A 25,721-nucleotide genomic window follows, 5' to 3' on the forward strand; every position below is an offset into this window, starting at 1 on the left:
CCGCCCGGGCGGAACCCCGGTTTCCGCCCGGCGATGCCGGCATGCTGACATCATGGAGACCACGTCGAGACAGTGCGGTCACCAAGCGGGAAGGGGAGGATCATGTCGCGCCAGCGCCAGGACCTGCTCCTCACCGCTCTGCTGCGCCAGGAGGGGTGGGCGACGGCTGCCAGCCTCGCCGATCTGCTCGGGGTCACGCCCCGCAGCATCCGGTCGTACGTGGCAGCGCTGAACGCACGGACCCCGGGGGCCGGCGTGATCGAATCCGGCCCGGCCGGGTATCGCGCAGGATCCGGTGCCCGTGGTGCGCTCCGGATGCGCCAGACCGGCGAGTCCGCGCCCCGCGATCGTCTGCACACGCTGGTGCGGCTGCTGCTCGACGAGCCCGCCGGGATCGACGTGTTCGACACGGCCGACGAACTGCACGTGAGTGAGGCGACTCTCGAGGCGGACCTGGTCAGGGTGCGCAGTCTGCTCGACGGCACCGAACTCGCGCTCGAGCGCGACCGCGAGAGGGTGCGACTGCGAGGGAACGAAGCCGCGCAGCGGCGGCTGCTCAGCAGACTCGCGCATGACGAGATGGACGACGCCTCCTTCCACCCCGAGACCTTCCGGCGCGCCCTGTCGAGGTCGGCGGTGGCCGCCAGTGCGGTCGGTCCGTTCAAGACGTCACTGGTGCGGGAACTCGGCGAGCTCGGATACTACGTGAACGAGCTCGCGATCGCCGACGTGCTGCTGCACATCGCGATCGCCGCCGAGCGGGTGGCCGCGGGGCACGCCCTCGAGTCGTCGCCGGCGGGTGCCCGGGAGGAGATCCCGCGGGTGGGTGCCGTCATCGCCCGGCTCGCCACCGAGCACTTCGACGTGATCCTCGGCGACGGCGACAGCGGTCACCTCGCCTCCCTGGTCCTGACCCGGATCGTCGCGCCGGGGGAGGACGCGACGAGGGAGGTCGCGCGCAGCGGTGTGGACCCGGCCGTCGAAGCCGCGGTCCGGGCGGAGATCGCCCGCGCCGCCGAAGACTTCCAGGTCGATCTCGTGGACGAGACCTTCGTCCTCCGACTCGCCCTGCACGTGCAGAACCTGCTGCGGCGGGCCGAGGAGAGCGCACTGACGCGCAACCCGCTCACCCGCTCGCTCAAGACGACGTATCCGATGATCTTCGAGGTGGCGGTCTCGATCGCGAGCGGGCTCCACGATCGCGTCGGCACACCCATCCACGACGATGAGATCGCCTACATCGCCATGCACGTCGGCGGGCGACTCGAGCGCAGTCGCAAGGCGGAGTCGATCCTGACGGCCACGATCGTCTGCCCCGGCTACCAGGAGCTGCACGAGCTGCTGCGCTCGAGCGTCGACCGCTCACTCGGCTCGGCGATCGAGGTCACGACCGTCGTCACCAACGTCGATCCCGACTGGACCTCCTTCGACACCGATCTCGTCCTGAGCACGATCGAACCGGGGGATGCGGGCGACCGATTCGTCCGCATCCAGCCGTTCCTGACGGACGCCGACGTCGACCGCATCCAGCAGGCCGCCGCACGCGTCCGCCGCGGGCGACGCCTCACCCGCCTACGCGGCGAACTCGCGCGCTACTTCCTGGCCGACGCCTACGTCTTCCCGTTGCCGGATGAGGGGGAGGAGGCGATCATCAGGCGTCTCGGTGGTCTCCTGGTGCGGGCGGGACTGATCGGTGAGGACTACGTCGAGAACACGATCGTGCGCGAGCGGATGTCGTCGACCGCCTTCACGGATGCGCTCGCGGTGCCGCACGCGCTGCAGATGACGGCGACCCGCACGGCCATCGCGATCGGTGTGGCGGACGGCTCTGCCGCGTGGGGCGGCGGTCGCGTGCAGGTCGTCGCGCTCGCCGCGTTCAGCGAGAGCGACCGGGCGGCGTTCCAGACGGTGTTCGAGCAGCTGGTCGAGGTGTTCAGCGAGCGCGAGAGCGTCCAGCGCATCGTCCGTAGGGGCACCACGTTCGAGGCCTTCCTCGACGAGCTCGTCGCGGTGATCGACGGCTGATCCGCGTCTCACGCCCGAGGCGCGAGCACCTCGGCGAGCTGATCCAGCACGTCGTCCGCGGTGTCGGACGCCGCCGTCTCGAGCACGACCGCGTCACCGGACGAGATCCCGAGGTCCATGACCGCCAGCACGCTGCTCAGGTCGACGGTCGTGCCGTCGGCGGTGCGCAGGGTCACCGGGGCTCCGTGCGACTGCGCGAGTCGCACGAGCTCGGCCACCGGCCGGGCGTGCGCGCCGTTGTGCGCGCTGACGATCAGGCGTCGGGTGGGCATGCTCAGGAGCGCTCGTCGAGCAGGGCGCGCACTCCCGCCTCGAGCTCGGCCACGGCACCGCGTGCGGCTTCGGCGGAGTCCGCTCTGGCGTCGATGTAGACCTTGAGCTTCGGTTCGGTGCCGCTCGGTCGGACGATGACGCGCGAGCCGTCGCCGAGGCGATACCGCAGCACGTCGCCGGAGGGCTGTCCCGGTGCTGCCTGCAGCAGGTCTTCGGCCGAGGTGATGCTGCGTCCGGCGATGTGGGTCGGCGGCAGCGAGCGCAGCGCGAGCATGACATTGCCGATGACGGCGAGATCCTCGACGCGCACCGAGACCTGGCCGCTGGCGAAGTGCCCGTACGTCTCGCCCAACTCATCGAGCAGATCGACGAGCGTGGCCCCGCGGTCTCGCGCCTCGGCGGCGAGTCCGAGCACGGCGACCGCCGCGGACACTCCGTCCTTGTCGCGCACGGTCTCGGGGTTCACGAGGTACCCGAGCGCCTCCTCGAATCCGAAGACGATGCCGGGGGCGCGGGAGATCCACTTGAATCCGGTCAGGGTCTCGTGGAAGTCGAGTCCGTGGTGCGCGGCGACGGCACCCAGTCCGGGCGACGACACGAGCGAGCAGGCGAGCGAGGCTCCGGGGGTGCCGGCCGCGGCGCGGGCGGCCCTCGCGCCGAGCAGGAGCCCGACCTCGTTGCCCGTCAGACGACGCCAGCCGTCCGCGGCGGAGTCGTCGGGAACTGCGACGGCGAGGCGGTCGGCGTCGGGGTCGTTGGCGAGGATGAAGTCCGCTTTCACGCGGCGGGCCCGCGCGAAAGCGAGGTCCATCGCCCCCGGCTCCTCGGGATTCGGGAACGAGACGGTGCGGAAGGTCGCATCGGGCGTCAGCTGCTCGTCGACGACGAACGGCTGGGGGTAGCCGGCGTCCCGCACGATACGCGACAGTGTCTCCCAGCCCACCCCGTGCATGGCGGTGTAGACCCACCGCATGCCGGAGGATCCGGCGGGTGCGGGAGCGACGGCGGCGGTGGCCGCGATGTAGGCCTCGACGACGTCCTCGCCGGCGGTCTCGTAGGCCGCGGAGCGGGGCAGCGCCGCCACGGAGCCGGTGTCGGCCGTGCGCTGGATGTGCGCGGCGATCTCGGCATCCGCGGGGGAGACGATCTGCGAGCCCTGATCGGCGCCGCCGAGATACACCTTGTAGCCGTTGTCGTTCGGCGGGTTGTGGCTCGCGGTCACCATCACGCCGGCGTCCGCGCCGAAGTGACGGACGGCGAAGGCGAGCACGGGGGTCGGCAGCAGGCGGGGCAGCAGGATCGCGCGCAGACCGGCACCGGCGAAGAGTTCGGCGGAGTCCGTGGCGAACACTCGGGAGTTCCGGCGGCCGTCGTAGCCGATCACGACGGTCGGGGTGTGCCCGGGAACCGCCTTCTCGCGCAGGTACGCGGCGAATCCCGCGGCCGCCTGCGCCACGAGGACGCGGTTCATCCGGTTGCTCCCCGCGCCGAGCTCGCCGCGGAGGCCGGCGGTTCCGAACTCGAGGCGCGCGCGGAACCGGTCGTCGAGTTCCGCGACGGCGGCGCCGTCCCCGCCGGAGGCTCGAGTGATCAGACCGGCGAGCTCGTCGCGGGTCTCGTGATCGGGGTCCTGTCGCAGCCAGGCGCGCGCCTGTGCGAGCCGCTCCTCGCTCACAGGGCCTCGACCACCCTGGCCAGGAGCGCCGAGATCACCGGTTCGGCCTCGCGGCCCGCCTCGATCACCTCGGCATGGCTGAGCGGGGTCTGCTGGATCCCGGCAGCCAGGTTCGTGATGAGGGAGAACCCGAGGATCTCCATGCCGGCCTCGCGGGCGGCGATCGCCTCGAGAGCGGTCGACATGCCGACGATGTGTCCGCCGATGTGCTTCGCCATCTGCACCTCGGCCGGGGTCTCGTAGTGCGGGCCGCGGAACTGGGTGTACACGCCCTCGTCGAGCATCGGGTCGATGCTGCGCGCGATGTCGCGGAGGCGCTTCGCGTACAGGTCCGTCAGGTCGACGAAGGTCGCTCCCTCGAGCGGGGAGTCGGCGGTGAGGTTGATGTGGTCGCTGATCAGCACCGGCTGGCCGGGCGTCCACGTCTCGCGGATGCCTCCGGCGCCGTTCGTGAGCACCATGATCTTGGCACCCGTGGCGGCGGCGGTGCGGACGCTGTGCACGACGCGACGGACGCCGTGGGCCTCGTAGTAATGGGTGCGGGCGCCGATCACGAGGACGTTCTTGCCCCCGGGCGTGCGGATGCTGCGGAGCGTGCCGACGTGTCCCTCCAGCGCGGGCTTCGAGAACCCGGTCACCTCGGTGGCGGGGATCGTCGCGACGGTCTCGCCGATGATGTCGGCGGCCTTGCCCCAGCCGCTGCCGAGGGTGAGGGCGATGTCGTGATTCTCGACTCCGGTCAGACGCGCGATGTCGGCGGCGGCCTGGGCGGCGACCTCGAACGGGTTCGCGGTCGGGTCATCGAGAGGATTGCTGTGCGTTTCGGGCATGGATCCACTCTAGGAAGGTGCAGGCTCCGGGGCCAGGATTGCGGAAGAATGGGTTGCATGTCTTCCACCACTTTCGAGCGCACTCAGCGCGTCGCCGTCCTCGGCGGCGGTCCCGGCGGTTACGAGGCGGCTCTCGCGGCCGCTCAGCTCGGGGCGGAGGTGACCCTGGTCGAGCGGGTGGGAGTCGGCGGATCGGCCGTCCTCACCGACGTCGTGCCCTCCAAGAGCCTGATCGCGACGGCTGATGCCGCGGTGGCCATCTCCGAGGCGAGCGACCTCGGGGTGAACTTCTACGCGAAGGGGGAGAACGGCAAGCCGCTCAAGCCCGAGATCGCGATCAACCTCGCCGCCGTCAACAAGCGTCTCATCGCGCTCGCCGGGCAGCAGTCCGAGGATATGCGGGCGACTCTGCTCGAAGCCGGCGTCCGGATCCTCTCCGGGCACGGGCGCCTCGAGGGTCCCACCGCGATCGTGGTGTCGACGGGCGAGAAGGGCACCGACTTCGACCGCGTCGAGGCCGACACCATCGTCGTGGCCGTGGGGGCGTCGCCCCGTGAGCTCGATTCCGCGAAGCCCGACGGCAAGCGCATCCTCACGTGGACGCAGCTGTACGACATGAAAGCGCTGCCGGAACACCTCATCGTCGTGGGCTCCGGCGTGACCGGCGCGGAGTTCGCCTCCGCCTACATGAACCTCGGCGCCAAGGTCACGCTCATCTCCAGCCGCGAGCAGGTGCTTCCCGGTGAGGACAAGGATGCGGCGAGCGTCCTGGAGAAGGTGTTCAAGCGCGGCGGGATGCAGGTGCTCTCGAAGTCCCGTGCCGACAAGGTCGAGGCCACGAAGGAGGGCGTGACCGTCACGCTGTCCGACGGTCGCACGGTCGAGGGGAGCCACTGCCTGATGGCGGTGGGCTCGATCCCGAACACCGCGGGGATCGGCCTGGAGGAGGCCGGTGTCGAGCTCGACGACTCGGGTCACGTGCGGGTGAACAAGGTCGCGCGCACCTCGGTGCCCAACGTCTACGCGGTCGGGGACTGCACGAACTTCTTCCCGCTCGCCTCGGTCGCATCCATGCAGGGGCGCACGGCCGTCTTCCACGCGCTCGGTGACATCGTGATCCCGCTGGAACTCATCAAGATCACCTCGAACATCTTCACCGCTCCGGAGATCGCGACGGTCGGATACGGGGTGAAGGACGTCGAGGACGGCGTCGCGGACGGCATGGTCTACAAGCTCCCGCTCGCGGCCAACCCCCGCGCCAAGATGATGGGCATCAAGGACGGCTTCGTCAAGCTCATCGCCCGCAAGGGATCCGGCACCGTCATCGGCGGCGTGATCGTGGCCCCGAAGGCCTCCGAGCTGATCTATCCGATCGCTGTGGCGGTCGAGCGTCGCCTCACGGTCGACCAGGTCTCGCGGGTGTTCGCGGCATACCCGTCGCTCTCGAGCAGCATCACCGATGCCAGCCGGGCGATGCACCTCGTGAACATCTCCTGAGACACCGGACGACGAGAAAGGCGCCCCACCTCGGTGGGGCGCCTTTCTCGTAGGCGGGGGTAGGCGGGGGTCAGCTGATCGTGAGCAGCTGGTGTCCGGCGGAGACCGTCAAACCGGCATCCGCGTTGATGTTACCGATGATGCCGTCCTTGTGCGCCTGCAGCGGCTGCTCCATCTTCATCGCCTCGAGCACGACGACGAGGTCGCCCTTGACGACCTGCTGACCGTCTTCGACGGCGATCTTGACGACCGTGGCCTGCATGGGCGACTTCACCGCGTCGCCGGATGCGCCCGCGTTGGCCGTGGTGGCGTGGCTGCGACGCGACGGCGGTACGACGGCGGGGCGACCCGCGGTGCCCGGAGCGACCGCCACCCGGTCGGGCAGGCTCACCTCGAGGCGCTTGCCGGAGACCTCGACGACGACGGTGTGGCGCGACTCGCCGGCGGCCGGCGACTCGAGCTCGCCGTCCCACGCGGGGATGTCGTTGACGAACTCGGTCTCGATCCAGCGGGTGAAGATGCCGAACTCGCCGTTCTCGGCCGTGAATGCCGGGTCGCGGACGACCTTGCGGTGGAACGGGATGACGGTGGGGAGACCGGCGACCTCGAACTCGTCGAGTGCGCGGCGGGAGCGCTCCAGCGCCTCCGCCCTGTCCTTGCCGGTCACGATGATCTTCGCGAGCAGCGAGTCGAACGCGCCCGAGACCGAGTCGCCGGCGGTGACGCCGGAGTCGAGGCGGATGCCGGGACCGCCGAAGGTCTTGAAGACGTGGATCGGACCGGGCTGGGGGAGGAACCCGCGACCGGGGTCCTCGCCGTTGATGCGGAACTCGATGGAGTGGCCCTGCGGCTTCGGGTCGTCGTAGTCGATGGTGCCACCGGCCGCGATGCGGAACTGCTCGCGCACCAGGTCGATGCCGGTGACCTCTTCGGAGACCGGGTGCTCGACCTGCAGGCGGGTGTTCACCTCGAGGAATGAGACCGTGCCGTCGGCGCCGATCAGGAACTCGCAGGTGCCCGCGCCGACGTATCCGACCTCCTTGAGGATGGCCTTCGACGCCGAGTAGAGCAGGTCGTTCTGCTCCTCGGTCAGGAACGGTGCAGGAGCCTCTTCGACGAGCTTCTGGTGGCGGCGCTGCAGCGAGCAGTCGCGCGTGGAGATGACGACGACGTTGCCCTCGGCATCGGCCAGGCACTGCGTCTCGACGTGGCGCGGCTTGTCGAGGTACTTCTCGACGAAGCACTCGCCGCGACCGAAGGCGGCGACAGCCTCGCGGGTGGCCGACTCGAACAGCTCGGCGACCTCGTCGAGCTCGCGGGCGACCTTGAGGCCACGTCCGCCGCCGCCGTATGCCGCCTTGATGGCGATCGGGAGGCCGAACTCCTTCGCGAAGGCGATGACCTCGTCGGCTCCGGCCACGGGACCGGGGGTTCCGGGCGCGAGGGGAGCACCGACCTTCTCGGCGACGTGACGCGCGGTCACCTTGTCGCCGAGGGCCTCGATCGCCTCGGGCGACGGACCGATCCAGGTCATCCCCGCGTCGATGATGGCGCGGGCGAACTCGGCGTTCTCGGCGAGGAACCCGTAGCCGGGGTGCACGGCGTCGGCACCGGCGCGGCGGGCGATGGAGAGGATCTTCTCGATCTGCAGGTACGTCTCGGCGCTGGTCGAGCCGCCGAGCGCGTACGCCTCGTCTGCGAGACGGGAGTGCAGGGCATCACGATCCTGGTCGGCATAGACGGCGACCGACGCGATCCCGGAGTCTCGAGCGGCGCGGATGATGCGTACGGCGATCTCGCCGCGGTTGGCGACGAGCACCTTGGCGATAGCAGGCATGGTTGCCAGCCTAGCGAGAAGGCCCTCGATCCCTTTGACGACTCCCCACAAGAAAGTGGGGGAAACGTGGAGGGGAGTCTACGACCACAGATCCGTCCATCGGACGCCGAGCTCCGCGGCCAGGCGCCGCACGGTCGACAGGGACATGCCCACGACGGTCGAGGGATCGCCGTCGACCCGGGTGATGAAGGCGCCGCCCAGACTGTCCACGGTGAAGGCTCCCGCCACGTGCAGCGGCTCGCCCGAGGCCACGTAGGCCGTGATCTCCGCGTCGCTCACGTCTTCGGCGAAGGTCACCGCCGCCTCGGCGACGGCGGTCGCCTCGACGGGCTCCGCGCCGGGAACGACCCGGAACACCGAGTGCCCGGAGTGCAGGATGCCGGTCGCGCCGCGCATCTCCTCCCACCGCCGGGTGGCCTCATCCGCGGTGTACGGCTTGCCGTAGACCCGCCCGCCGAGCGCGAACATCGAGTCACCGCCGATCACGAGACCGTCGAACTCGCCCTCCTCTGCGAGACTGCGGGCGACCGCTGCGGCCTTGGCGCGGGCGAGGAGCAGCACCAGCTCGGCGGGGGCGAGCGCGGCGCCGCGTTCGGCCTCGGCGGCTGCGGCGACGGCATCCTCGTCGACATCGGGAGAGAGGGTGAGCGGCTCGATCCCCGCCTGCCTCAGCAGCATCAGTCGGGCGGGAGAGGTGGAGGCGAGGCAGACGCGCATGTCCACCACCGTATCCTCGAAGAATGACTTCCTCCGCAGCCGACGTGCTCGAACTCGACATCACCGGCATCGCACACGGGGGCACCTTCGTCGCCCGCCATGAGGGCCGCGTGGTCTTCGTCTCCGATGCGATCCCCGGGGAGCGTGTCCGTGCCAGGGTGATCGCCCCGCAGGAAGGGGCGGATGCCTCCACCCGCAGCTTCTGGCGGGCCGAGACGATCGAGGTCCTCGACGCGTCGGAGCATCGCCGTCCGCACATCTGGGCCGAGGCCGATCTCTCCCGGGATCCGGCGGACCGCCCGGGCGGAGCCGATCTCGGCCACATCGACCTCGGGTACCAGCGGGTGCTCAAGCGCCAGGTGCTGACGGAGGCGCTCGACCGGTTCGCGGGATCAGGTCTCGTCGCTCCCGAGGTCGAGGCCGTCGACTCCGGTGACGGCACCGGCTGGCGCACCCGCGTCACCCTGCACGTCGACGAGTCGGGTGAGGTCGGTCCGTTCGCTGCGCGCAGCCACCGCGTGATCCCCGTCACCAGCTACCCGCTCTCGCGTCCCGCCATCGCCGAGGCCGCACTCGCCCTGCACGGCGAGGCGCCGGGACGCATCGAACTCGTCGAACCGGCCGACGGCCGAGTCCGCGTCATCCGGCGGGAGGAGACCGAGCGGCCGGCGAAGGTCGCTCGCGGCTTCCGTCGCCGCCCGACACCGGAAGTGATCGAGGAGGTCGTCGGCGACCGCCGCTTCCAGGTCGATGCGACGGGCTTCTGGCAGGTGCACCCGCGCGCGGCGTCCGTGCTCGACGCCGCGGTCTACGGCGTGCTCGAGGGGCACGTCGACGAGCAGAAGACGCACTACGACCTCTACGGCGGTGTCGGACTCTTCGCTGTGACCCTCGCCGACCTCGGCGGTTCCGACATCGTCACGGTCGAGTCGAGTGCGCGGGCCACCCAGCACGCAGCCGCCAACCTCGCCCCGCTCGATGTGAAGGCCGTGACCGCGCGCGTGGATCGCTTCCTCTCCACGCAGAAGAGCGGTGGGCGCACCGGAGCCGTCATCCTCGACCCGCCGCGTGCCGGGGCCGGGCGCCAGGTCGTCGATGCGGTGCACGCCCTCGCGCCGGAGGCCATCGCGTACGTCGCGTGCGACCCGGTGGCCCTTGCCAGAGACCTCGGGACGTTCCGGACCCTCGGGTGGAAGGTCGACCGGCTGCGCGGCTTCGACCTCTTCCCGCACTCGCACCACTTCGAGGTCGTCGCGCTCCTCACCCGGTGACCGATCCCGGCCGCCGCCGGGTACTCACTAGGCTGGGTGGATGAGCAGGGTCGCACTCATCGACGATCACGAGTCCGTTCGCCTCGGCCTCGAGGCCGCGTGCGCGCGTGATTCGCAGACGGTGGTGTTCTCCGGCAGCACGGTCGTCTCCTACCTCGAGTGGCGAGTGGCCTCCGCGTCCGCTCCGGCCGACGTGGTCGTGCTCGACCTCACTCTCGGTGACGGGTCGACCGTGACGGAGAACGTGACCTCGCTCGTGAACGACGGGGCGAGCGTCGTGATCCACAGCGTGGCCGACCGTCCCGCAGCAGTGCGCGAGGCGCTCTCGGCGGGCGCCGCCGGCGTCGTCAGCAAGTCATCCGCTCTCGACGACGTGTTGGATGCGATCCGCACCGTCGCCCAGGGCGAAGCGCTCAACAACGTCGAATGGGCCAGCGCCGTCGACGGCGATCGGGCGTTCGCCGACGCGCAGCTCTCCACTCGCGAGCGAGAGGTGCTCCGGCTCTATGCCACGGGACTGCCGCTGAAGGCGGTCGCCGAACGTCTCGGCGTCGCCTACTCCACGGCCAAGGAGAACATCACCCGCGTCCGCGTGAAGTACGTCGAGGTCGGTCGTCCGGCACCCACCAAGGTCGACCTCCTCCGTCGGGCGATGGAGGACGGGATCGTCGCGGCCGACGGGGCGGCGAGTGCCCGCTGATCCGCTCAGCATCCGCGATGCCTGGAGCAAGATCCCCTCGCCCGGCAGCGCGGACACCGAGTTCGAGCGCTTCACCGGCAAGCGAATGGAGCGGATCCTCGCGATCGTCGTGGCGATCGGCTCTGCTGCGCTCGGCGTGCAGGCTCTGATCGCCGCGCTGAGCTCTCCGTTGCGTACCGATGCGGCGGATGCCGTGATCCTGGCCGCGGTCTTCGTGCCCCTGGCGGCGATGCTCGCCGCGTGTCTGATCGGGCGCGGTGTCCGCCTCTTCTCCGGCGTCTTCGCCGTGATCTACGTCCTGGCCCTGGCCGCATGGCCGACCGTCGTCGATCCGACCGACAAGAGTGCGGGGGATCAGCCGTGGATATTCTTCCTCGTCAACGTCGGCGTGGTCGCGGCGATGCTCGCGTTCCCCCTGCGACTCCAGTTCGCCTGGGCGGCGGGGATGCCGTTCGTCTACGGGTACGTCCGACTCGTCCAGGGCGAGTTCTCGCGGGAGTTCTGGGTGACGACCGCGTTCGATGTGTCGTTCACGCTGATCCTGGGCGTGGTCATGATCTCGCTCGGCTGGATGTTCCGCTCGGTCGCGGCCGGCGTGGACGAGGCCAGAGGTCAGGCGGTCTCGTCGTACTCGACCGCCGCCGCTGCTGCTGCCGCAGAGGAGGAGCGGGTGGCCATGTCGGCACTCATGCACGACAGCGTCCTGGCTGCGCTGATCGCCGCGGAGCGCGCCGAAGGCGATCGGGCGAAGGAGCTCGCTGTCGCGATGGCGCGCGAAGCGCTCACCCGGCTGGCGAACACCGAGGCCGCGGTGGCGCAGGAGGGGAGTGATGAGCCGATCGGGACGGCGCAGATCGTGGTGGAGCTGCGTCGAGCGCTCTCCGAACTCGGCGCCGACGCGATCGTCGAGGAGCGGGGCGGGATCGGGCTGATTCCCGGTCGCGCGGCCCGGGCCCTGGTGCTCGCCGCGCGTCAGGCCATCGGCAACGCCGTCGCACATGCCGGCGGGCGCGGCCTGCACATCGTCGCCGAGGGACACGGCGACGAGGGGATCGCCGTCACGGTGTCCGACGCCGGGCCGGGTTTCGACGTCGAGAGCATCGGGGCGGATCGTCTCGGCATCCGGGCGTCCATCCTCGCTCGCATGGCCGGCGTCGCGGGCACCGCGGAGATCCGATCCGACGAGCACGGCACGATCGTGGTCCTGGGCTGGGAGCGCTCGTGAACCGCACCGTCCGCAGCGTCGCCACCTCGCTCGCCGTCGGGTTCGCGCTGTACTTCGTCGCGCGCGGTATCTGGTGGATCGAGCAGCCGACCGCACCGCTGGCGATGGTCCTCGCGATCGGTCTCTACCTCGTCGTCGTCAACATCGCGATCCTCGGCAGCGCCACTTCGGTGCGGATGCCGTTGTGGTCGGCCGTGCTCGCGCTGCTGGCCAGTGCCGTCATCCCGGCGCTGGTGACGTTCGCGCTCGACCCCGCCGACCGCACTGCGCCGTTCGCCACCTGGTACATCGGCGCACTCGGCCTGCTCGGGGTCGTGTGCGTCGTCCGTCGTCGGTTCCTCGTCGGCTGGGCGACGCTGGCGGTCCTGGTGGCGGCGACGTCCGCCTATCTCGGCCTCGGTGTCGCGTTGAGCCTCGGTCTGGTGGGCTCGATCATGTGGGTCGTCGTCGCCCGTCTGCTCGTGATGTTCTGGGATCGCGCGGTCCGCGACACGGAACGCCTCGCCGAGATCCAGCAGGCGGTCTCGGCCTGGCACGCCACGCAACGGGTGCGTCAGCGTGAACGGCGCCTGCGCACGCAGTTCGCTCTGGCTGTCGCGGGGCCCGTCCTGAGCCGTGTGGTGGCGTCTCGCGGGTCGTTGGACGATCAGGAGCGCCTGGATGCCCGTCTGGCTGAGGGACGACTGCGGGATGAGCTGCGCGGTGCGGATCTGCTCAACGATGCGGTGCGGAATGCGATCGACAGCGCGCGTCGACGGGGCGCGGTCGTGACGGTGTTCGACGAAGGCGGCTTCGACGGCATCGACGAGGCGCGACGCGTCGAGATCCGGGATGAGCTGGCCGCCGTGCTCATCCGTGCCCGGAGCGCTCGCCTCATCATCCGTTCGGCTCGTGATCCTCGCGTCGCCGTGACCGTGGTCGGCCGCGCCGGCATTCGCTCCTCCGGCGACGATGATTCCGTCGACCTGTGGCACGAGATCCTGCGGGACGCCGCCGCGGTCTGATCCCCACCGACGCGGCGCGCCGCCCCTCGGCTCCGGTGGGGGAGGAGACCGGAGTCGAGGCGGTAGAGAGTGGGCGAGGGGCGGCGTATCCGCCTGCCCCTCGCCGTGCGGACAGTTACCCGAAAACCGTCCGCTGGTGGCCGATCAGCGTCTGTCTACCCTGGGACAGAGAGACCAGCCGAACGCGAAGCGTCTCATTCAGTCTGAGGGTTCTTCCAATCGTTGTCTGTAGGTATTTTGGGGGACACGATTTCCCCGCCGATGGGGGATCATTGGACGATGGGAACGCGCCGGGGCACGAATCTTCCGCGGATGGGCGACTTCAATCAGTCCGTCGTGTTGGAGGCCATCCGTCAGTCCGGTGAGGGGTCGAGCCGGATCGAGCTCGCCGCAGCGACGGGTCTGTCGGCGCAGACCGTCACCAACATCACGCGCCGGCTGCTCGACGAAGGCCTCATCCGCGAGGCCGGGCGTACGATCAACGGACCGGGCAAGCCGCGGGTCACGCTGCGGCTCGTCGCGGACAGCCGCTTCTCGGTCGGTGTGCATCTGGATCCCGCCCTCATGACTTTCGTGCTCCTCGACCTGTCCGGTGCGGTCGTGCGGCGTGTCGGCGTGCGCACCCCGGCCATGGAACCTCCTCGGATCGTCCAGGCCATGGCGGCGACGGTCGACGCGCTCATCACGGTCTCGGGCATCGACAGGGCATCGATCGCCGGTGTCGGGGTCGCGGCGCCCGGCCCCCTCGATGCGGAGAAGGGCACCGTGATCGACCCGCCGAAGCTGCTCGGCTGGAACCGGGTGCCGCTTCGCTCCGTGCTGGCCGAGGCGATCGGTCTCCCGGTGGTACTCGAGAAGGACACGACCGCCGCCGCGGTGGGCGAGCTCTGGACGCGGAGGGCGTCGGCCGACGACTCCTTCGTGTTCGTGTATCTGGGCACGGGTATCGGGGCGGCGCTGGCCAGAGACGGGGAAGCCGTCCCCGGAAGCACCCGCAACATCGGAGAGATCGGACACCTCATCGTCGACCCGGACGGACCGCCGTGCACGTGCGGCTCCCGTGGGTGCGTCGAGGTCGTCTGCACGCCGCAGGCGATCGTCGCGCAGGCGGAGCGGGCGGGAGTGTTCCGCGACGATCGTGAGCTCAGCGATGTCGAGGCGGTGGACGCGCGTTTCACGGAGCTGTGTCAGCGGGCGGCTGACGGCGATGAGCTCGCCGACGGTGTGCTGACGCGGGCCGCGGCGCACATGGCGGTGCTGACGGCCGGGCTGACGAACATGCTCGACGTGGACCGTGTGGTCTTCGGTGGCCCATTCTGGTCGCGGCTGGCCGAGGTCTACCTGCGGGAGATCCCCGACCGGCTCGAACGGGCGAGCGCCACACGTGCGGTGCGCTCGCTGCCCGTGGACGGGACGGTCGTCGGTGACGATGTCGCCGCTGTGGGGGCCGGCTGCGTGGTACTCGACTCCGTGCTCAGCCCGCGAGCATCGGCGCTGCTGCTCGACCACTGATCCCGATCAGCCGGAGAATCGTCCCCAGGGGATGTCTCGACGCAGCGGACGACGGAGCGGGCGCTGCGTGCGGGTCCAGGCCGAGACCGACGGCTCCTCGACGACGGCGTCCGCCGCCTCGGCGGCGTACGCCTCGCTGATCACCGCGATGAGTGCGGCGAGTTCCTCTTCGGTGGCGGCTCCACGGGTGATCTCGAGCATCGGCGCGACGTCCCCTGATGCTGCGTCCTGCGTGTCGTGCGCGGTCACAGCGGGATGTTCCCGTGCTTCTTCGGCGGCAGCTCTGCACGCTTGCCGCGCAGAGCACGCAGCGCCTTCGCGATCGAGACGCGGGTGTTCGCGGGCTCGATGATGCCGTCGAGCTCGCCGCGCTCCGCCGCGAGGAACGGCGACGCCACGTCGTAGGTGTACTCGTTCGCGAGGCGGGTGCGCACGGCGGCGACGTCTTCGCCCGCCTCCTCCGCCTTCTTGATCTCACCGCGGTACAGGATGTTGACGGCACCCTGGCCGCCCATGACCGCGATCTCGGCGGTGGGCCAGGCGAGGTTCACGTCGGCGCCGAGCTGCTTGGATCCCATCACGATGTAGGCGCCGCCGTAGGCCTTGCGCAGGATGACGGTGACCAGCGGCACGGTGGCCTCGGCGTACGCGTAGAGGAGCTTCGCACCGCGCCGGATGACGCCTTCCCATTCCTGGTCGGTGCCCGGCAGGTATCCGGGCACATCGACGAGGGTGACGATCGGGATCGAGAACGCGTCGCAGAAGCGCACGAACCGGCTGGCTTTCTCTCCGGCCTCGATGTTGAGCGTTCCGGCCATCTGCGACGGCTGGTTGGCGATGATGCCGACCGAACGTCCCTCGATGCGGCCGAAGCCGATCACGATGTTCGGGGCGAACAGCGGCTGGACCTCGAGGAAGTCGCCTTCGTCGACGATGTGCTCGATCACCGTGTGGATGTCGTAGGGCTGGTTCGTCGAGTCCGGCACGATCGTGTTCAGCGTGCGGTCGGCGTCGGTGGTCTCGAACTCGAAGGTGCTCTCGTACGAGGGCAGCTCCGCCATGTTGTTGTCGGGGAGGAAGCTGAGGAGCGTGCGCGCGTAGTCGATCGCATCGTCCTCATCCTCGGCGAGATAGTGCGAGACGCCGGAGCGGGTGTTGTGCGTGTACGCGCCGCCGAGCTCCTCCATACCCACGTCCTCGCCGGTGACGGTCTTGATCACGTCGGGTCCGGTGACGAACATCTGGCTGGTCTTGTCGACCATGATGACGAAGTCGGTGAGTGCCGGCGAGTACACAGCTCCTCCGGCGGCCGGGCCCATGATGATGGAGATCTGCGGGATGACTCCGGAAGCGCGGGTGTTCAGGCGGAAGATCTCGCCGTACTTGCCGAGCGCGACGACACCCTCCTGGATGCGTGCGCCGCCCGAATCCAGGATGCCGATGCACGGCATGCCTCCGGAGAGCGCGAACTCCATGATCTTGATGATCTTCTCGCCGGCGACCTCGCCGAGCGATCCGCCGAATGTCGAGAAGTCCTGGGAGTACACCGCGACGGTGCGTCCGTTGATCGTGCCGACGCCGGTGACGACCGAGTCGCCGTAGGGACGGGAGCGGTCCATGCCGAACGCGGTCGTGCGGTGGCGCACATACTCGTCGAACTCGACGAAGCTCCCGGGGTCGACGAGCAGTTCGATGCGCTCGCGGGCGGTCATCTTGCCCTTGGCGTGCTGCTTCTCCTTCGCCTTCGCTTCCGCGTCGACGACGGCTTCCGTGTAGCGAGCGCGCAGATCCGCGATCTTGCCGGCGGTGGTAAAGAGGTCGGGCTTGTCCGTCACGGATTCCACCCTAGCGTCGGGGCGACGCGCTCCGTTGGATGCTCGGCACAACGGGTCGGTCGATCCTTTGGCGATGAACGCGCGAGCTCAGTGCCCGCCGGGGTCCGGTTCCTGCTCGTGGTCGGTCTCCTCCAGTGCCGGATCGTTTTTGGGCGAGCGGCCGAGGGAGAGCGCTTTGCGACCGACCCACTCGACACCGCGGACTGTCGTCCCGGCAGCACCGGCCACCGCCGTGCCGGCGTACCGGGCGCCGCGCAGCACGCGCAGTTCGACCTTCTCGGCGCCGGGAACGGGCTCCAGCTCGAACGGGAGATCGATCGGAGCTGCACCGAACGCCCGATGCGATGTGGTGAGCACGCGACGACCGAGGATGTGGTTTCCGGCCCCGCCGATCGCCGCCCCGATGCCGAACGGCAACGCTTTGCCGATGATCGACGCTCCGCCCTTCGCGGCGAACTGCTTCACGAACATGCTCTTGAGCTGGTCGACCAGGGGGCCGACGGCGGCGCGGGGCAGCGACTTCGTGACCAGCTCGCCCCAGTACGACGATCTGCTCCCGCCGCGCCCGGCCATCTGCCCCGCCAGCTGCCCGACCAGGTCGACGCCCTCCTTGCCCAGCATCAGGGTCATCACGAGAGCGCGTCCGCGATCGGGGTTGGCGACCGCGATGCCGTGCACCTCGGCGACCGACTGCGCGAAGAGCGCCGTCGACTCCACGAAACCCACGGTCTCGACGCCCGAGAGTGCCAGGGTCACGCCGGTACCGATGCCGGGGACGACCGCGGTCGCTCCCACTGCCGCCCCGCCCGTGGTCACGGCAGCGAGGTAGCGTCGCTCGAGGATGCGGATGATCTCGGCGGGCGTCGCGTGCGGGTTGCGCAGGCGGATGCTCCGGATGTGCGCGAGCACGAGCGGGCGCTGGATCGACAGCACGCGGTCGAGCCCCCGCACCATCATCGGATGCTCCGGGGATCCGGCGGGAGGCACGCCCTTGTCCCACGGAGCATCGTCCGGCAGGGAGTGGATCTTGTGCACCTTGGGGGTCATGCGGCGATCCTAGGGAGTCAGCCCGCGAAAACGCCGAAAGCCCGGCCCCACGACGGGGGCCGGGCTTTCGGGAATCGGGTCAGACGAAGAGGTTCGCCCGCTCGAGGTCTTCTGCGAAGTCGACCTCGACCGCGTACAGGTCAGAGACGTCCATCGGCTCGAGGAGGAGACCGTCCTCGGCGATGGCCAGCTCGAGACCGCGCTCGAAGTAGTCCTGATCCTCGACGCGCTGCAGCTGGCGCATGAACGCCTTCTTGTGCGCGGAGGAGATGTAGTTGATGCCCACGGCCTCACCCAGACCGCCCTTGACGGTCTTGGACAGCTCGTTGATGAAGCCCTCGGCGGTGACCGTGTACTTCACCTCTTCGTCGCTGACCTTGGAGGTGTTGACGGTGACGAACGACTGATCGCGCTCGATGAAGGCGGCGGCACGACCGAGGATCATCGGGTCGAACACCACGTCGCCGTTCATCCACAGCACGCCACCCTTGCCGGTCGCGCCGAGGGCGCGCAGCAGGCTCTTCGAGGTATTGGTCTCGTCGTAGCGCTCGTTGTGGACGTAGTTGACGGCGGGGAAGGCGTCGATGATGGTCTCGGCGCGATAGCCGACCACTGTGGTGATGCGCGCGTCCGAACCGAAGGCGGCGCGGATGTTGTCGTGCTGCTGGCCCATGATCGTGCGGCCGTCGCTCAGTTCGGTGAGCGGCTTCGGCAGCGCTCGGCCGAGGCGCGAGCCCATGCCGGCGGCGAGGATGACGGTCTGAAGAGTCACGAGTGCTCCTAAAGGAAGTTGTGTTCACGGTCGATTCACCGACCAGACACTTCGTCGTGCCGAGTTCATGGTAGCGAGGCAGCCTGGGAAGCCCCGGGTCGGGGAGCCTCCCGTTGTCATTTCGTGATCGAGTACACACCGGACGCACAGGCTCGCCCTCCGGGCCCATTGTGTCGGATCTGAGGGTTCGTCGGTGAATGTTGCGCGGCGGCCTTGGCATGCGGCTCCCCATTGATACCGTAGGACGGTGACTTCCTCCCCTGACGACCGCGCCGCCCAGGTGGACGAGACCGAGACCGCGCCGCCGAAGGCATCGACGAAGCCTGTGGCGAAGACGACTGCCGCGAAAACGACGCCCGCGAAGACCGCTGCTGCGAAGACGGCTGCTGCGAAGACGGCTGCTGCGAAGTCGACCGCCGCGAAGACCGCTGCTGCGAAGTCGACTGCTTCCAAATCGACCGCCGCGAAGACCACTGCCGCGAAGAAGCCCGCCGGGAATCGCGCTCCGGCGAAACCTGCCGCCTCGAAGATGGCTCCTGCCAAGAGGCCCGCCGCCACGACGACGGCGAGATCGGCTGCAGAGCAGGCGGCACCGACCGCTGAGGTCGTCGTGGAGCCTCTGAAGAACGCCATGCTCGATCGATCCGCGTCGAACGCCGCTCCGAAGCGCACGTCTGCGACGGCCCGCACGGCCGCGGCGAAGAACACGGCCGCACGTGCCGCGGCGACGAAGCCCGCCGCGGGGACGACGGCATCGGCGAAGTCCGCGGCAGCCAAGACCACCGCAGCGAAGACGGCGGCGGCCAAGACTGCGGCCGCGAAGACCATGGCCCGGTCGACGACCGCGAAGACCGCGGCAGCGAAGACCGCGGCAGCGAAGACGGCGGCAGCGAAGACGGCGGCGGCGAAGGCTGCCGCGGAGAAGGCTGCCGCGGAGAAGGCTGCCGCGGAGAAGGCTGCCGCGGAGAAGGCTGCCGCTGCCGCCGCGGAGGCCGAGACGGCTGCCGCCACCGCAACGCCCGTCGTCGAGCCGGCTCCGGCTGGCGACCAGACGGCTCCCGTCGAGTCCGCTTCGGCGATCGAACCCGCCCCCGCATCCGAGGAACCGGTGCGCGGTGAGGTAGAGGCACCCGCGGTGACGGCGGCAGACGACGTCGCTGTACCGACCGAGGTCGAGGTCGAGTCGGAGCGCGAAGCGACGTCGGTCGAGGTCGTCGAAGCCGTGGTCGACTCCGGCGACACGGCCTCCGACGCGGTCGGCGCAGCCGACAGCACGTCCGACGGCGAGGCGATCAGCATCCGCGGTCTCGTGAAGCAGTTCGGCGACAATCGTGCCGTCGCCGGGATCGACCTGACAGTCCCGGCCGGGTCGTTCTACGGCGTCGTCGGCCCCAATGGCGCCGGTAAGACCACCACGCTCTCCATCGTCGCCGGTCTGCTGCGCGCCGATGAGGGCAGCGTCGTGATCTGCGGAATCGATCAGGCGGTGCAGCCGCAGGCGGCGAAGCGAATGATGGGTGTGCTGCCCGACCGGCTGCGCACGTTCGACCGGCTCACCGGCCGCCAGCTCCTCTACTACTACGGGCTTCTGCGCGGGCTCACGGCCGATGTCATCGAGAAGCGTGCGGCTGACCTCGCTCGTGCCTTCGATCTCGGCGACGCGCTCAGCCGAGTGGTCTCGGACTATTCGGCGGGCATGACGAAGAAGATCATGCTCGCGGGGGCCATGATCCATTCGCCGCGCGTCCTCGTGCTCGACGAGCCGTTCGAATCGGTCGATCCGGTCTCGTCCGCGGTCATCCTCGACATCCTGCGCGCCTACGTCTCACACGGTGGCACCGTCATCCTCTCCAGCCACGGCATGGACCTGGTCGAGCGCGTCTGCTCGCGTGTGGCCATCATCGTCAACGGTGAGGTGCTCGCAGAAGGAACGATCGACGAGGTGCGCGCAGGTCAGACCCTCGAAGCGCGCTTCGTGGAGCTCGCCGGATCCAGCGGAGAGGTGGAGGGGCTCGAGTGGCTGCACACGTTCTCCGACTGAGAGTCGCGCTCCTCGTCGGGGCGCTGCGCAGCGATCGTCGGGTTCGGATGCTCGTGATGCTCGCAGCGGTCGTCGCCGTCACGGTCATCGTCTGCCTCGCGATCTTCAGCCTGGCCGATGCTCCTGTGCCCGTCGCCCGTGCGGTCACCGTGCTCGGCGGGGCCGCCCTGCTCGTCGGCTTCCTCGTGGGCCCGATCCTCGTCGGCGCGGTCGACCAGCTGGATCCCCGTCGGTTCGCGGTCTTCGGCGTGGACGAACGCCAGATGCCCTGGGTGCTCACGCTGGCGGCCTTCGTCAGTGTGCCCAGCCTGGCGCTGCTCGCCGTCTACATCAGCGTCTGCATCGTCGCGGTCCAGGCGGGAACGCCGTGGCCGCTCGCCATCCTGATGACGCTCCTCGGCGTCGTGACGACCGTGCTCGTCTCCCGGATCGGTATGGCGGTCAACGCCCTGCTGCTCCCCGAGCGTCGCTCGCGCGAGCTCACCGCGCTGTTCGCGCTCGCGCTGCTGGTGATCGCGTTCCCCGTCGCGGTGTTCCTCGGGTCCCTGCGCTGGGACGGTCTCGTCCCCGACTCTCTGGCGACGCTGTCGACGGTGCTCGGGTTCAGTCCGTTCGCCGCGGCGCCTGCCTTCCTCTTCTCGTCCGCTGCAGGAGGGACGGCATCGGCGTGGGTGAGCGGCATCGTGGCGGTCCTCACCGTCGGCCTCCTGTGGGTCGCCTGGTCGTGGCTCGTGCGTCGCCTGCTCACGACGACCGAGCGCCCCGTCACCTCGCGAGAGCGCACCGGGCTCGGTTGGTTCGGTCTCCTGCCGTCCAACGCGTTCGGCGCGATCGCCGCCCGCAGTCTCGTGTACTGGCTCCGGGATCGCCGGTACATCATGAACATCATCGTCGTGCCGGTCGCCGGGGTGCTGACGGTGCTTCCGCTCATCGTCGCGGGCGTGCCCGTCGAGGTCGCCGCCCTGGTGCCCGTCCCGGTGATGGCGCTCTTCTTCGGCTGGCTGCCGCACAACGACGTCGCCTACGACTCGACGGCTCTGTGGACACACGTGGCGAGCGGGGTGCGCGGGCTTCCCGATCGCCTCGGTCGCCTGGTTCCGGTTCTGCTGGTGGCTGTTCCCGTCCTCGCGATCGCCACGCCGCTGTCGCTCCTCCTCATCGGCGACTGGAGCCTCCTGCTGCCGCTCGGGGGGCTTGCGGCGAGTCTGCTGTTCTCGGCGCTCGGCATCTCGAGCATCGTCTCGGTCGTGGCCCCGTACGCGGTCTCCCGGCCCGGTGACAGCCCTTTCCAGCAGCCGCAGCGGCCCAGCTCGCGAGGCACGTACGGCCCGGCGGCCGCTTTCCTCGGAGCGATCGTGGTCAGCATCCCGACCGCCTGGCTGTTCGCGGCCACGGTCCTCGAGGGGTCGGCCTATGCGCCGGCGACGTTCTGGGTCGGGCTCCTCGTCGGGCTCGCCGTGCTGGCAGCCGGAGCGGTCATCGGCGGTCGCATCTTCGAGCGCAGCGGCGAGAGGCTGATGGAGTTCGTCGAGACCGCGTGACGACCGCCCGCGGCGTCTTCGACGCCGCTAGACTCTCGGGATGAGTACTCCGCTGGACAGCCCCGATCAGGGCGGCGTGGCAACGCTTGATCGCGAACTGGAAGAGCTCCTCCGCGAGGAGAATCTCGAGCCGGGTGACCACGAGCGCTTCTCGCACTATGTGAAGAAGGACAAGATCCTCGAGTCCGCGATCACCGGGAAACCGGTGCGGGCACTGTGCGGCAAGAAGTGGACGCCGGGTCGCGACCCGGAGAAGTTCCCGATCTGCCCCACGTGCAAGGAGATCTACGAGTCGATGATCGGCTGACGTCAGTCGGCTTCGACGTACACGGTGGGAATCGCCGGGTCGGACTTGCTGAGCGCGAGAGCGCGCACCGGCAGCTCCTCGCGCACGCGCAGGTGGTGTGCTCGCGCGGCCGCCGTCCCCTCCGCGCCCTCGTGGGCGGTGTCGATGTCGCCCGCCTCGACGAAGGTCACCTGAAGCGCACGGCCGTCGGGGTGCTCGTCGGGCGTGTCCAGTTCCTCGAAGCCGTCGGAGACGACGACGGTCTCTGCGGTCGCGACGCCGTCGACCACGGTGCGGAACGCCGCCTTGCGGCCGCCGTACGAGGCCTTGTCGGCAGACGCCTTCGCCACCCCGATCCACGACCCGTCGGCATCCTGCCGTGCGACGAGCTTGTAGACCATGCTCGCCGTGGGGTATCCGGAGCCGGTGACCACGGATGTGCCGACACCGTAGGCATCGACCGGTGATGCGGCGAGAGCCGCGATGGCGTACTCGTCGAGGTCGCTGGTCACGGTGATGCGCGTGTGGGCGGCACCGAGCTCGTCGAGCTGTGCGCGCACATCCGCGGCGACGATCGGAAGGTCGCCGGAGTCGATGCGCACACCGCCGAGACGGGGGCCGGCGACGCGGATCGCCGTCTCGACGCCGGTGCGGATGTCGTACGTGTCGACGAGCAGCGTGGTGTCGGCGCCCATGCTCTCCACCTGGGCGCGGAACGCCTCCTCCTCGGTGTCGTGCAGCAGCGTCCACGAGTGGGCGGCCGTGCCCATCGTGGGAATGCCCCAGCTCCGCCCGGCTTCGAGGTTGCTCGTCGCGCCGAACCCCGCGATGTAGGCGGCGCGGGCTGCGGCCACGGCTGAGCGTTCGGCCGCACGTCGCGAACCCATCTCCGCCAGCGGACGCTCGCCCGCCGCGATGCTCATCCGCGCGGCGGCGGTCGCGACTGCTGAGTCGTGGTTGAGCACGCTGAGCGCCAGCGTCTCCAGGACCACCGCGTCGGCGAACGTCCCCTCGACGGTGAGGATGGGGGAGCCGGGGAAGTACAGTTCACCCTCGCGGTAACCGCGGATCGATCCGGTGAACCGGTAGTCCTCGAGGTACTTCAGCGACTCGGCGTCCACGACCTGCGCGTCACGCAGGAAGCGCAGCTCCTCCTCACCGAAGCGGAACTCGCGCAGCAGCCCGAGAAGGCGACCGGTGCCGGCCACCACGCCGAACCGGCGACCGCCGGACAAGCGGCGGGAGAACAGTTCGAAGACGCTGGGACGGAAGGCCGTCCCGTCCCGGAGGGAAGCGGCGAGCATCGTCAGCTCGTAGCGGTCGGTGAGCAGCGCCGTCGACGTGGTCATGCGCTCAGCTTACTGAGCGTGCTGATGCGCGCGTCGGGCCGCGCGCGGGTAGGCTGGGGAGTCATGAACGACGCGCCGATCGGGATCTTCGACTCCGGTGTCGGCGGGCTCACGGTGGCGCGGGCCATCCGCGCCCAGCTGCCCCGAGAGTCCTTCGTCTACATCGGCGACACCGCGCACTCCCCGTACGGCCCCAAGCCGATCGCCGACGTCCGCCGCTACTCGCTCGAGGTGCTCGACACACTTGTCGACCAGGGTGTGAAGATGCTCGTGATCGCGTGCAACACGGCGTCGGCGGCGATGCTCCGTGACGCGCGCGAGCGATACGACATCCCCGTCGTCGAGGTCATCGGCCCCGCCGTGCGCCGAGCCGTCTCCACGACGCGCAACGGGCGGGTCGGGGTCATCGGCACGGTGGGCACCATCGGATCCCGGGCTTACCAAGACATGCTCGAGGTGAACGAGAGACTGCGGGTCTTCACGGCGGCCTGTCCGCGGTTCGTCGAGTTCGTCGAAGCGGGGATCACGGGTACGCCCGAGGTCCTCGCGGTTGCCGAGGAGTACCTCGCCCCGTTGCGGAACGCGGACGTGGACACGCTCGTGCTCGGGTGCACGCACTATCCGTTCCTCCGCGGTGCCATCAGCTATGTCATGGGAGAGGGCGTCACCCTCGTCTCCAGCGACGACGAGACCGCAGGCGACGTGTACCGCCAGCTGGTCAGAGGCGACCTCCTGGCGTCGCCCGACGCGACGGCGACCTACGTCTACGAGGCCACCGGAGCCTCGGCCGATGAGTTCACGGCATTGGCCAACCGGCTCATGGGTCGTGAGGTCCGCGACGTGCAGCTCGTGCAGACCGGCGTGATCCCCCTTCCCCGCATCGCCTTCGAGTAAGGCCTCCTCGAATCGTCCTGACTCGATTCGTCCACCCCGACCGAGAGAAGCACATGACCGAAATCGTCCGCGTCGACGGCCGTTCCACCGACCAGCTGCGAGAGATCACCATCGAGCGCAACTGGAGCGCGCACGCCGAGGGGTCCGCCCTGATCAGCTTCGGCGGCACGAAGGTGCTGTGCACCGCCTCCTTCACCAACGGCGTCCCGCGCTGGCTGACCGGGAAGGGCAAGGGATGGGTGACGGCCGAGTACTCGATGCTCCCGCGTGCGACGAACAGCCGCAACGACCGCGAGAGCGTCAAGGGGCGTATCGGCGGTCGCACACACGAGATCTCCCGCCTCATCGGCCGCGCGCTGCGCGCCGTCGTCGACACCAAGGCACTCGGTGAGAACACGATCGTGATCGACTGCGATGTGCTTCAGGCAGACGGTGGCACGCGCACCGCAGCCATCACGGGCGCGTACGTAGCGCTGGCCGACGCGATCGAGTGGGGTCGGGAGAAGAAGTTCATCGGCAAGAACTCCACGCCGCTGCTCGACTCCGTGGCCGCCGTGTCGGTGGGGATCATCGACGGCGAGCCCATGCTCGATCTGGCATACACCGAGGATGTCCGGGCCGAGACCGACATGAACGTCGTGGTCACCGGGCGCGGGCTCTTCGTCGAGGTGCAGGGCACTGCGGAGGGAGCGCCGTTCGACAAGCGCGAACTCGATGCGCTGCTCGAGCTCGGCGTGGCCGGCTGCGAGGACCTGAAGGGCAAGCAGCTCGCCGCGCTGGCGGGGGAGTGACGATGCAGGTCGTCCTCGCGACCCACAACGCCCACAAGGTCGCGGAGTTCCAGCAGATCGTGGCGCAGGCGCGTCCTGACCTCGAGGTCGTCGGCTACGACGGACCCGAACCGGTCGAAGACGGAGTCACCTTCGCCGAGAACGCGCTGATCAAGGCGCGGGCGGCGTCCGCGCACACCGGACTCGCGGCCCTGGCTGACGACTCCGGGATCTGCGTCGACGTGCTCGGCGGCTCTCCCGGAGTCTTCTCCGCCTACTGGGCAGGACAGAAGAAGGATGCCGCGGCGAACCTCGAGCTCCTGCTCGATCAGCTGCGCGATATCGCTGACCCGCACCGGGCCGCGCACTTCACCTCGACGATCGCTCTGGTTCTGCCGGATGGACGCGAGCATGTCGTGGAGGGGCGCTGGCCTGGGCGCCTCGCGCACGCGTCGTCGGGCGACGGCGGCTTCGGATACGACCCGATCTTCATCCCCGATGGTCAGCCGGAAGGGCAGGAGCGGACCGTGGGTGGCTTCTCCGCGGACGAGAAGCAGTCGCAGTCGCATCGGGCCCGCGCTTTCGCCGAACTGCTGCCGCTGCTCGGCGCGCTCTGACGT

General features: G+C 69.6%; 23 protein-coding genes. 13 read left to right on the forward strand and 10 right to left on the reverse strand.

From position 1 onward, the window contains the following. Positions 1 to 102: 102 nt before the first annotated feature. Complete coding sequence (locus ACIOTO_RS19200; RefSeq protein WP_400859081.1) at positions 103 to 2,025, forward strand: BglG family transcription antiterminator; 1,923 nt, start codon at positions 103 to 105, stop codon at positions 2,023 to 2,025. 8 nt (positions 2,026 to 2,033) lie between these two features. Here ACIOTO_RS19200 and ACIOTO_RS19205 read toward each other — a convergent pair whose 3' ends face one another. From ACIOTO_RS19205 to ACIOTO_RS19215, 3 genes are read right to left on the reverse strand one after another with little or no spacing between them, the layout of a single operon-like run. After that, positions 2,034 to 2,297, reverse strand: coding sequence for an HPr family phosphocarrier protein (locus tag ACIOTO_RS19205; RefSeq protein ID WP_029262535.1), 264 nt, complete (start codon positions 2,295 to 2,297; stop codon positions 2,034 to 2,036). 2 nt (positions 2,298 to 2,299) lie between these two features. Continuing rightward, positions 2,300 to 3,973, reverse strand: a complete 1,674-nt coding sequence (locus ACIOTO_RS19210; RefSeq protein WP_029262534.1) for a phospho-sugar mutase — start codon at positions 3,971 to 3,973, stop codon at positions 2,300 to 2,302. Further along, positions 3,970 to 4,803: a purine-nucleoside phosphorylase gene (locus tag ACIOTO_RS19215; RefSeq protein ID WP_029262533.1), complete on the reverse strand. Its 834-nt coding sequence runs from the start codon at positions 4,801 to 4,803 to the stop codon at positions 3,970 to 3,972. The genes ACIOTO_RS19210 and ACIOTO_RS19215 overlap by 4 nt, the downstream gene beginning before the upstream one ends. A gap of 48 nt (positions 4,804 to 4,851) precedes the next feature. Between ACIOTO_RS19215 and ACIOTO_RS19220 the strand changes: the two genes are divergently transcribed. Beyond that, positions 4,852 to 6,300 (forward strand): NAD(P)H-quinone dehydrogenase, encoded by a 1,449-nt coding sequence (locus ACIOTO_RS19220; RefSeq protein ID WP_029262532.1) that lies wholly within the window; start codon positions 4,852 to 4,854, stop codon positions 6,298 to 6,300. Positions 6,301 to 6,370: 70 nt separating this feature from the next. Here the strand turns inward: ACIOTO_RS19220 and ACIOTO_RS19225 are convergent, their stop codons facing one another. Next, positions 6,371 to 8,137, reverse strand: a complete 1,767-nt coding sequence (locus tag ACIOTO_RS19225) for a biotin carboxylase N-terminal domain-containing protein (protein ID WP_029262531.1) — start codon at positions 8,135 to 8,137, stop codon at positions 6,371 to 6,373. A 78-nt stretch (positions 8,138 to 8,215) separates the two neighbouring features. Beyond that, entirely contained in the window at positions 8,216 to 8,854 is a 639-nt protein-coding gene (locus ACIOTO_RS19230) for a Maf family protein (protein WP_400859163.1), read from the reverse strand. Between the two features lie 23 nt (positions 8,855 to 8,877). Between ACIOTO_RS19230 and ACIOTO_RS19235 the strand changes: the two genes are divergently transcribed. The 5 genes from ACIOTO_RS19235 (at position 8,878) to ACIOTO_RS19255 (ending at position 14,566) form a co-directional block, all read left to right on the forward strand. Beyond that, the gene (locus ACIOTO_RS19235; RefSeq protein ID WP_400859084.1) at positions 8,878 to 10,125 is read left to right on the forward strand and encodes a class I SAM-dependent RNA methyltransferase; all 1,248 of its coding nucleotides are present in this window, start codon (positions 8,878 to 8,880) and stop codon (positions 10,123 to 10,125) included. A gap of 40 nt (positions 10,126 to 10,165) precedes the next feature. After that, positions 10,166 to 10,825, forward strand: coding sequence for a response regulator transcription factor (locus ACIOTO_RS19240; RefSeq protein WP_029262528.1), 660 nt, complete (start codon positions 10,166 to 10,168; stop codon positions 10,823 to 10,825). Next, the gene (locus ACIOTO_RS19245) at positions 10,815 to 12,050 is read left to right on the forward strand and encodes a hypothetical protein (protein WP_029273921.1); all 1,236 of its coding nucleotides are present in this window, start codon (positions 10,815 to 10,817) and stop codon (positions 12,048 to 12,050) included. The genes ACIOTO_RS19240 and ACIOTO_RS19245 overlap by 11 nt, the downstream gene beginning before the upstream one ends. Next, positions 12,047 to 13,054, forward strand: a complete 1,008-nt coding sequence (locus ACIOTO_RS19250) for a hypothetical protein (protein WP_400859086.1) — start codon at positions 12,047 to 12,049, stop codon at positions 13,052 to 13,054. Before ACIOTO_RS19245 ends, ACIOTO_RS19250 begins: the two co-directional genes overlap by 4 nt. A gap of 312 nt (positions 13,055 to 13,366) precedes the next feature. Next, on the forward strand, positions 13,367 to 14,566 hold the full coding sequence (locus ACIOTO_RS19255; RefSeq protein ID WP_372469394.1) for an ROK family transcriptional regulator: 1,200 nt from the start codon (positions 13,367 to 13,369) through the stop codon (positions 14,564 to 14,566). Positions 14,567 to 14,572: 6 nt separating this feature from the next. Here ACIOTO_RS19255 and ACIOTO_RS19260 read toward each other — a convergent pair whose 3' ends face one another. From ACIOTO_RS19260 to ACIOTO_RS19275, 4 genes are all read right to left on the reverse strand, one after another. Next, a complete protein-coding gene (locus tag ACIOTO_RS19260) occupies positions 14,573 to 14,815 on the reverse strand; it encodes an acyl-CoA carboxylase epsilon subunit (protein ID WP_029262524.1) in 243 nt (80 codons plus the stop codon). Next, the gene (locus tag ACIOTO_RS19265; RefSeq protein WP_400859087.1) at positions 14,812 to 16,401 is read right to left on the reverse strand and encodes an acyl-CoA carboxylase subunit beta; all 1,590 of its coding nucleotides are present in this window, start codon (positions 16,399 to 16,401) and stop codon (positions 14,812 to 14,814) included. Before ACIOTO_RS19265 ends, ACIOTO_RS19260 begins: the two co-directional genes overlap by 4 nt. Positions 16,402 to 16,488: 87 nt before the next feature. Continuing rightward, complete coding sequence (locus tag ACIOTO_RS19270; RefSeq protein ID WP_400859088.1) at positions 16,489 to 17,448, reverse strand: hypothetical protein; 960 nt, start codon at positions 17,446 to 17,448, stop codon at positions 16,489 to 16,491. A 79-nt stretch (positions 17,449 to 17,527) separates the two neighbouring features. After that, on the reverse strand, positions 17,528 to 18,220 hold the full coding sequence (locus ACIOTO_RS19275; protein ID WP_029262521.1) for an NTP transferase domain-containing protein: 693 nt from the start codon (positions 18,218 to 18,220) through the stop codon (positions 17,528 to 17,530). Positions 18,221 to 18,467: 247 nt separating this feature from the next. Between ACIOTO_RS19275 and ACIOTO_RS19280 the strand changes: the two genes are divergently transcribed. Genes ACIOTO_RS19280 through ACIOTO_RS19290 form a run of 3 tightly spaced genes read left to right on the forward strand, consistent with a single transcriptional unit; the run spans position 18,468 to position 22,109 of the window. Then, entirely contained in the window at positions 18,468 to 20,261 is a 1,794-nt protein-coding gene (locus ACIOTO_RS19280) for an ATP-binding cassette domain-containing protein (RefSeq protein ID WP_400859089.1), read from the forward strand. Beyond that, positions 20,237 to 21,802, forward strand: a complete 1,566-nt coding sequence (locus tag ACIOTO_RS19285) for a hypothetical protein (RefSeq protein WP_400859090.1) — start codon at positions 20,237 to 20,239, stop codon at positions 21,800 to 21,802. Before ACIOTO_RS19280 ends, ACIOTO_RS19285 begins: the two co-directional genes overlap by 25 nt. A 40-nt stretch (positions 21,803 to 21,842) precedes the next feature. Further along, positions 21,843 to 22,109, forward strand: coding sequence for a DUF3039 domain-containing protein (locus tag ACIOTO_RS19290; protein WP_026049764.1), 267 nt, complete (start codon positions 21,843 to 21,845; stop codon positions 22,107 to 22,109). Between the two features lie 2 nt (positions 22,110 to 22,111). Here ACIOTO_RS19290 and ACIOTO_RS19295 read toward each other — a convergent pair whose 3' ends face one another. Beyond that, on the reverse strand, positions 22,112 to 23,437 hold the full coding sequence (locus tag ACIOTO_RS19295) for a nicotinate phosphoribosyltransferase (protein WP_262002609.1): 1,326 nt from the start codon (positions 23,435 to 23,437) through the stop codon (positions 22,112 to 22,114). A gap of 63 nt (positions 23,438 to 23,500) precedes the next feature. Between ACIOTO_RS19295 and murI the strand changes: the two genes are divergently transcribed. The 3 genes from murI to rdgB are packed head-to-tail and all read left to right on the forward strand — an operon-like array spanning position 23,501 to position 25,718. Beyond that, positions 23,501 to 24,331: a glutamate racemase gene (gene murI / locus ACIOTO_RS19300; RefSeq protein WP_029262517.1), complete on the forward strand. Its 831-nt coding sequence runs from the start codon at positions 23,501 to 23,503 to the stop codon at positions 24,329 to 24,331. A 53-nt stretch (positions 24,332 to 24,384) separates the two neighbouring features. Next, a complete protein-coding gene (gene rph, locus ACIOTO_RS19305; RefSeq protein ID WP_029262516.1) occupies positions 24,385 to 25,122 on the forward strand; it encodes a ribonuclease PH in 738 nt (245 codons plus the stop codon). Between the two features lie 2 nt (positions 25,123 to 25,124). Beyond that, the gene (gene rdgB / locus ACIOTO_RS19310) at positions 25,125 to 25,718 is read left to right on the forward strand and encodes an RdgB/HAM1 family non-canonical purine NTP pyrophosphatase (RefSeq protein WP_372466453.1); all 594 of its coding nucleotides are present in this window, start codon (positions 25,125 to 25,127) and stop codon (positions 25,716 to 25,718) included. The last annotated feature ends 3 nt before the right edge of the window (positions 25,719 to 25,721 follow it).

Origin of the sequence: Microbacterium sp. NPDC087592 (assembly GCF_044743585.1) — a bacterium.
Classification (GTDB): domain Bacteria; phylum Actinomycetota; class Actinomycetes; order Actinomycetales; family Microbacteriaceae; genus Microbacterium.

Bases quoted from the DNA above. Each gene is read 5' to 3' on its own strand.
- ACIOTO_RS19270 (WP_400859088.1), bottom strand. From the start codon at position 17,448: ATGACCCCCAAGGTGCACAAGATCCACTCCCTGCCGGACGATGCTCCG.
- ACIOTO_RS19225 (WP_029262531.1), bottom strand. From the start codon at position 8,137: ATGCCTGCTATCGCCAAGGTGCTCGTCGCCAACCGCGGCGAGATCGCC.
- ACIOTO_RS19290 (WP_026049764.1), top strand. From the start codon at position 21,843: ATGAGTACTCCGCTGGACAGCCCCGATCAGGGCGGCGTGGCAACGCTT.
- ACIOTO_RS19295 (WP_262002609.1), bottom strand. From the start codon at position 23,437: ATGACCACGTCGACGGCGCTGCTCACCGACCGCTACGAGCTGACGATG.
- ACIOTO_RS19235 (WP_400859084.1), top strand. From the start codon at position 8,878: ATGACTTCCTCCGCAGCCGACGTGCTCGAACTCGACATCACCGGCATC.
- rph (WP_029262516.1), top strand. From the start codon at position 24,385: ATGACCGAAATCGTCCGCGTCGACGGCCGTTCCACCGACCAGCTGCGA.
- murI (WP_029262517.1), top strand. From the start codon at position 23,501: ATGAACGACGCGCCGATCGGGATCTTCGACTCCGGTGTCGGCGGGCTC.
- ACIOTO_RS19205 (WP_029262535.1), bottom strand. From the start codon at position 2,297: ATGCCCACCCGACGCCTGATCGTCAGCGCGCACAACGGCGCGCACGCC.
- ACIOTO_RS19215 (WP_029262533.1), bottom strand. From the start codon at position 4,803: ATGCCCGAAACGCACAGCAATCCTCTCGATGACCCGACCGCGAACCCG.
- ACIOTO_RS19240 (WP_029262528.1), top strand. From the start codon at position 10,166: ATGAGCAGGGTCGCACTCATCGACGATCACGAGTCCGTTCGCCTCGGC.
- ACIOTO_RS19200 (WP_400859081.1), top strand. From the start codon at position 103: ATGTCGCGCCAGCGCCAGGACCTGCTCCTCACCGCTCTGCTGCGCCAG.
- ACIOTO_RS19230 (WP_400859163.1), bottom strand. From the start codon at position 8,854: ATGCGCGTCTGCCTCGCCTCCACCTCTCCCGCCCGACTGATGCTGCTG.
- ACIOTO_RS19255 (WP_372469394.1), top strand. From the start codon at position 13,367: ATGGGCGACTTCAATCAGTCCGTCGTGTTGGAGGCCATCCGTCAGTCC.
- rdgB (WP_372466453.1), top strand. From the start codon at position 25,125: ATGCAGGTCGTCCTCGCGACCCACAACGCCCACAAGGTCGCGGAGTTC.
- ACIOTO_RS19220 (WP_029262532.1), top strand. From the start codon at position 4,852: ATGGGTTGCATGTCTTCCACCACTTTCGAGCGCACTCAGCGCGTCGCC.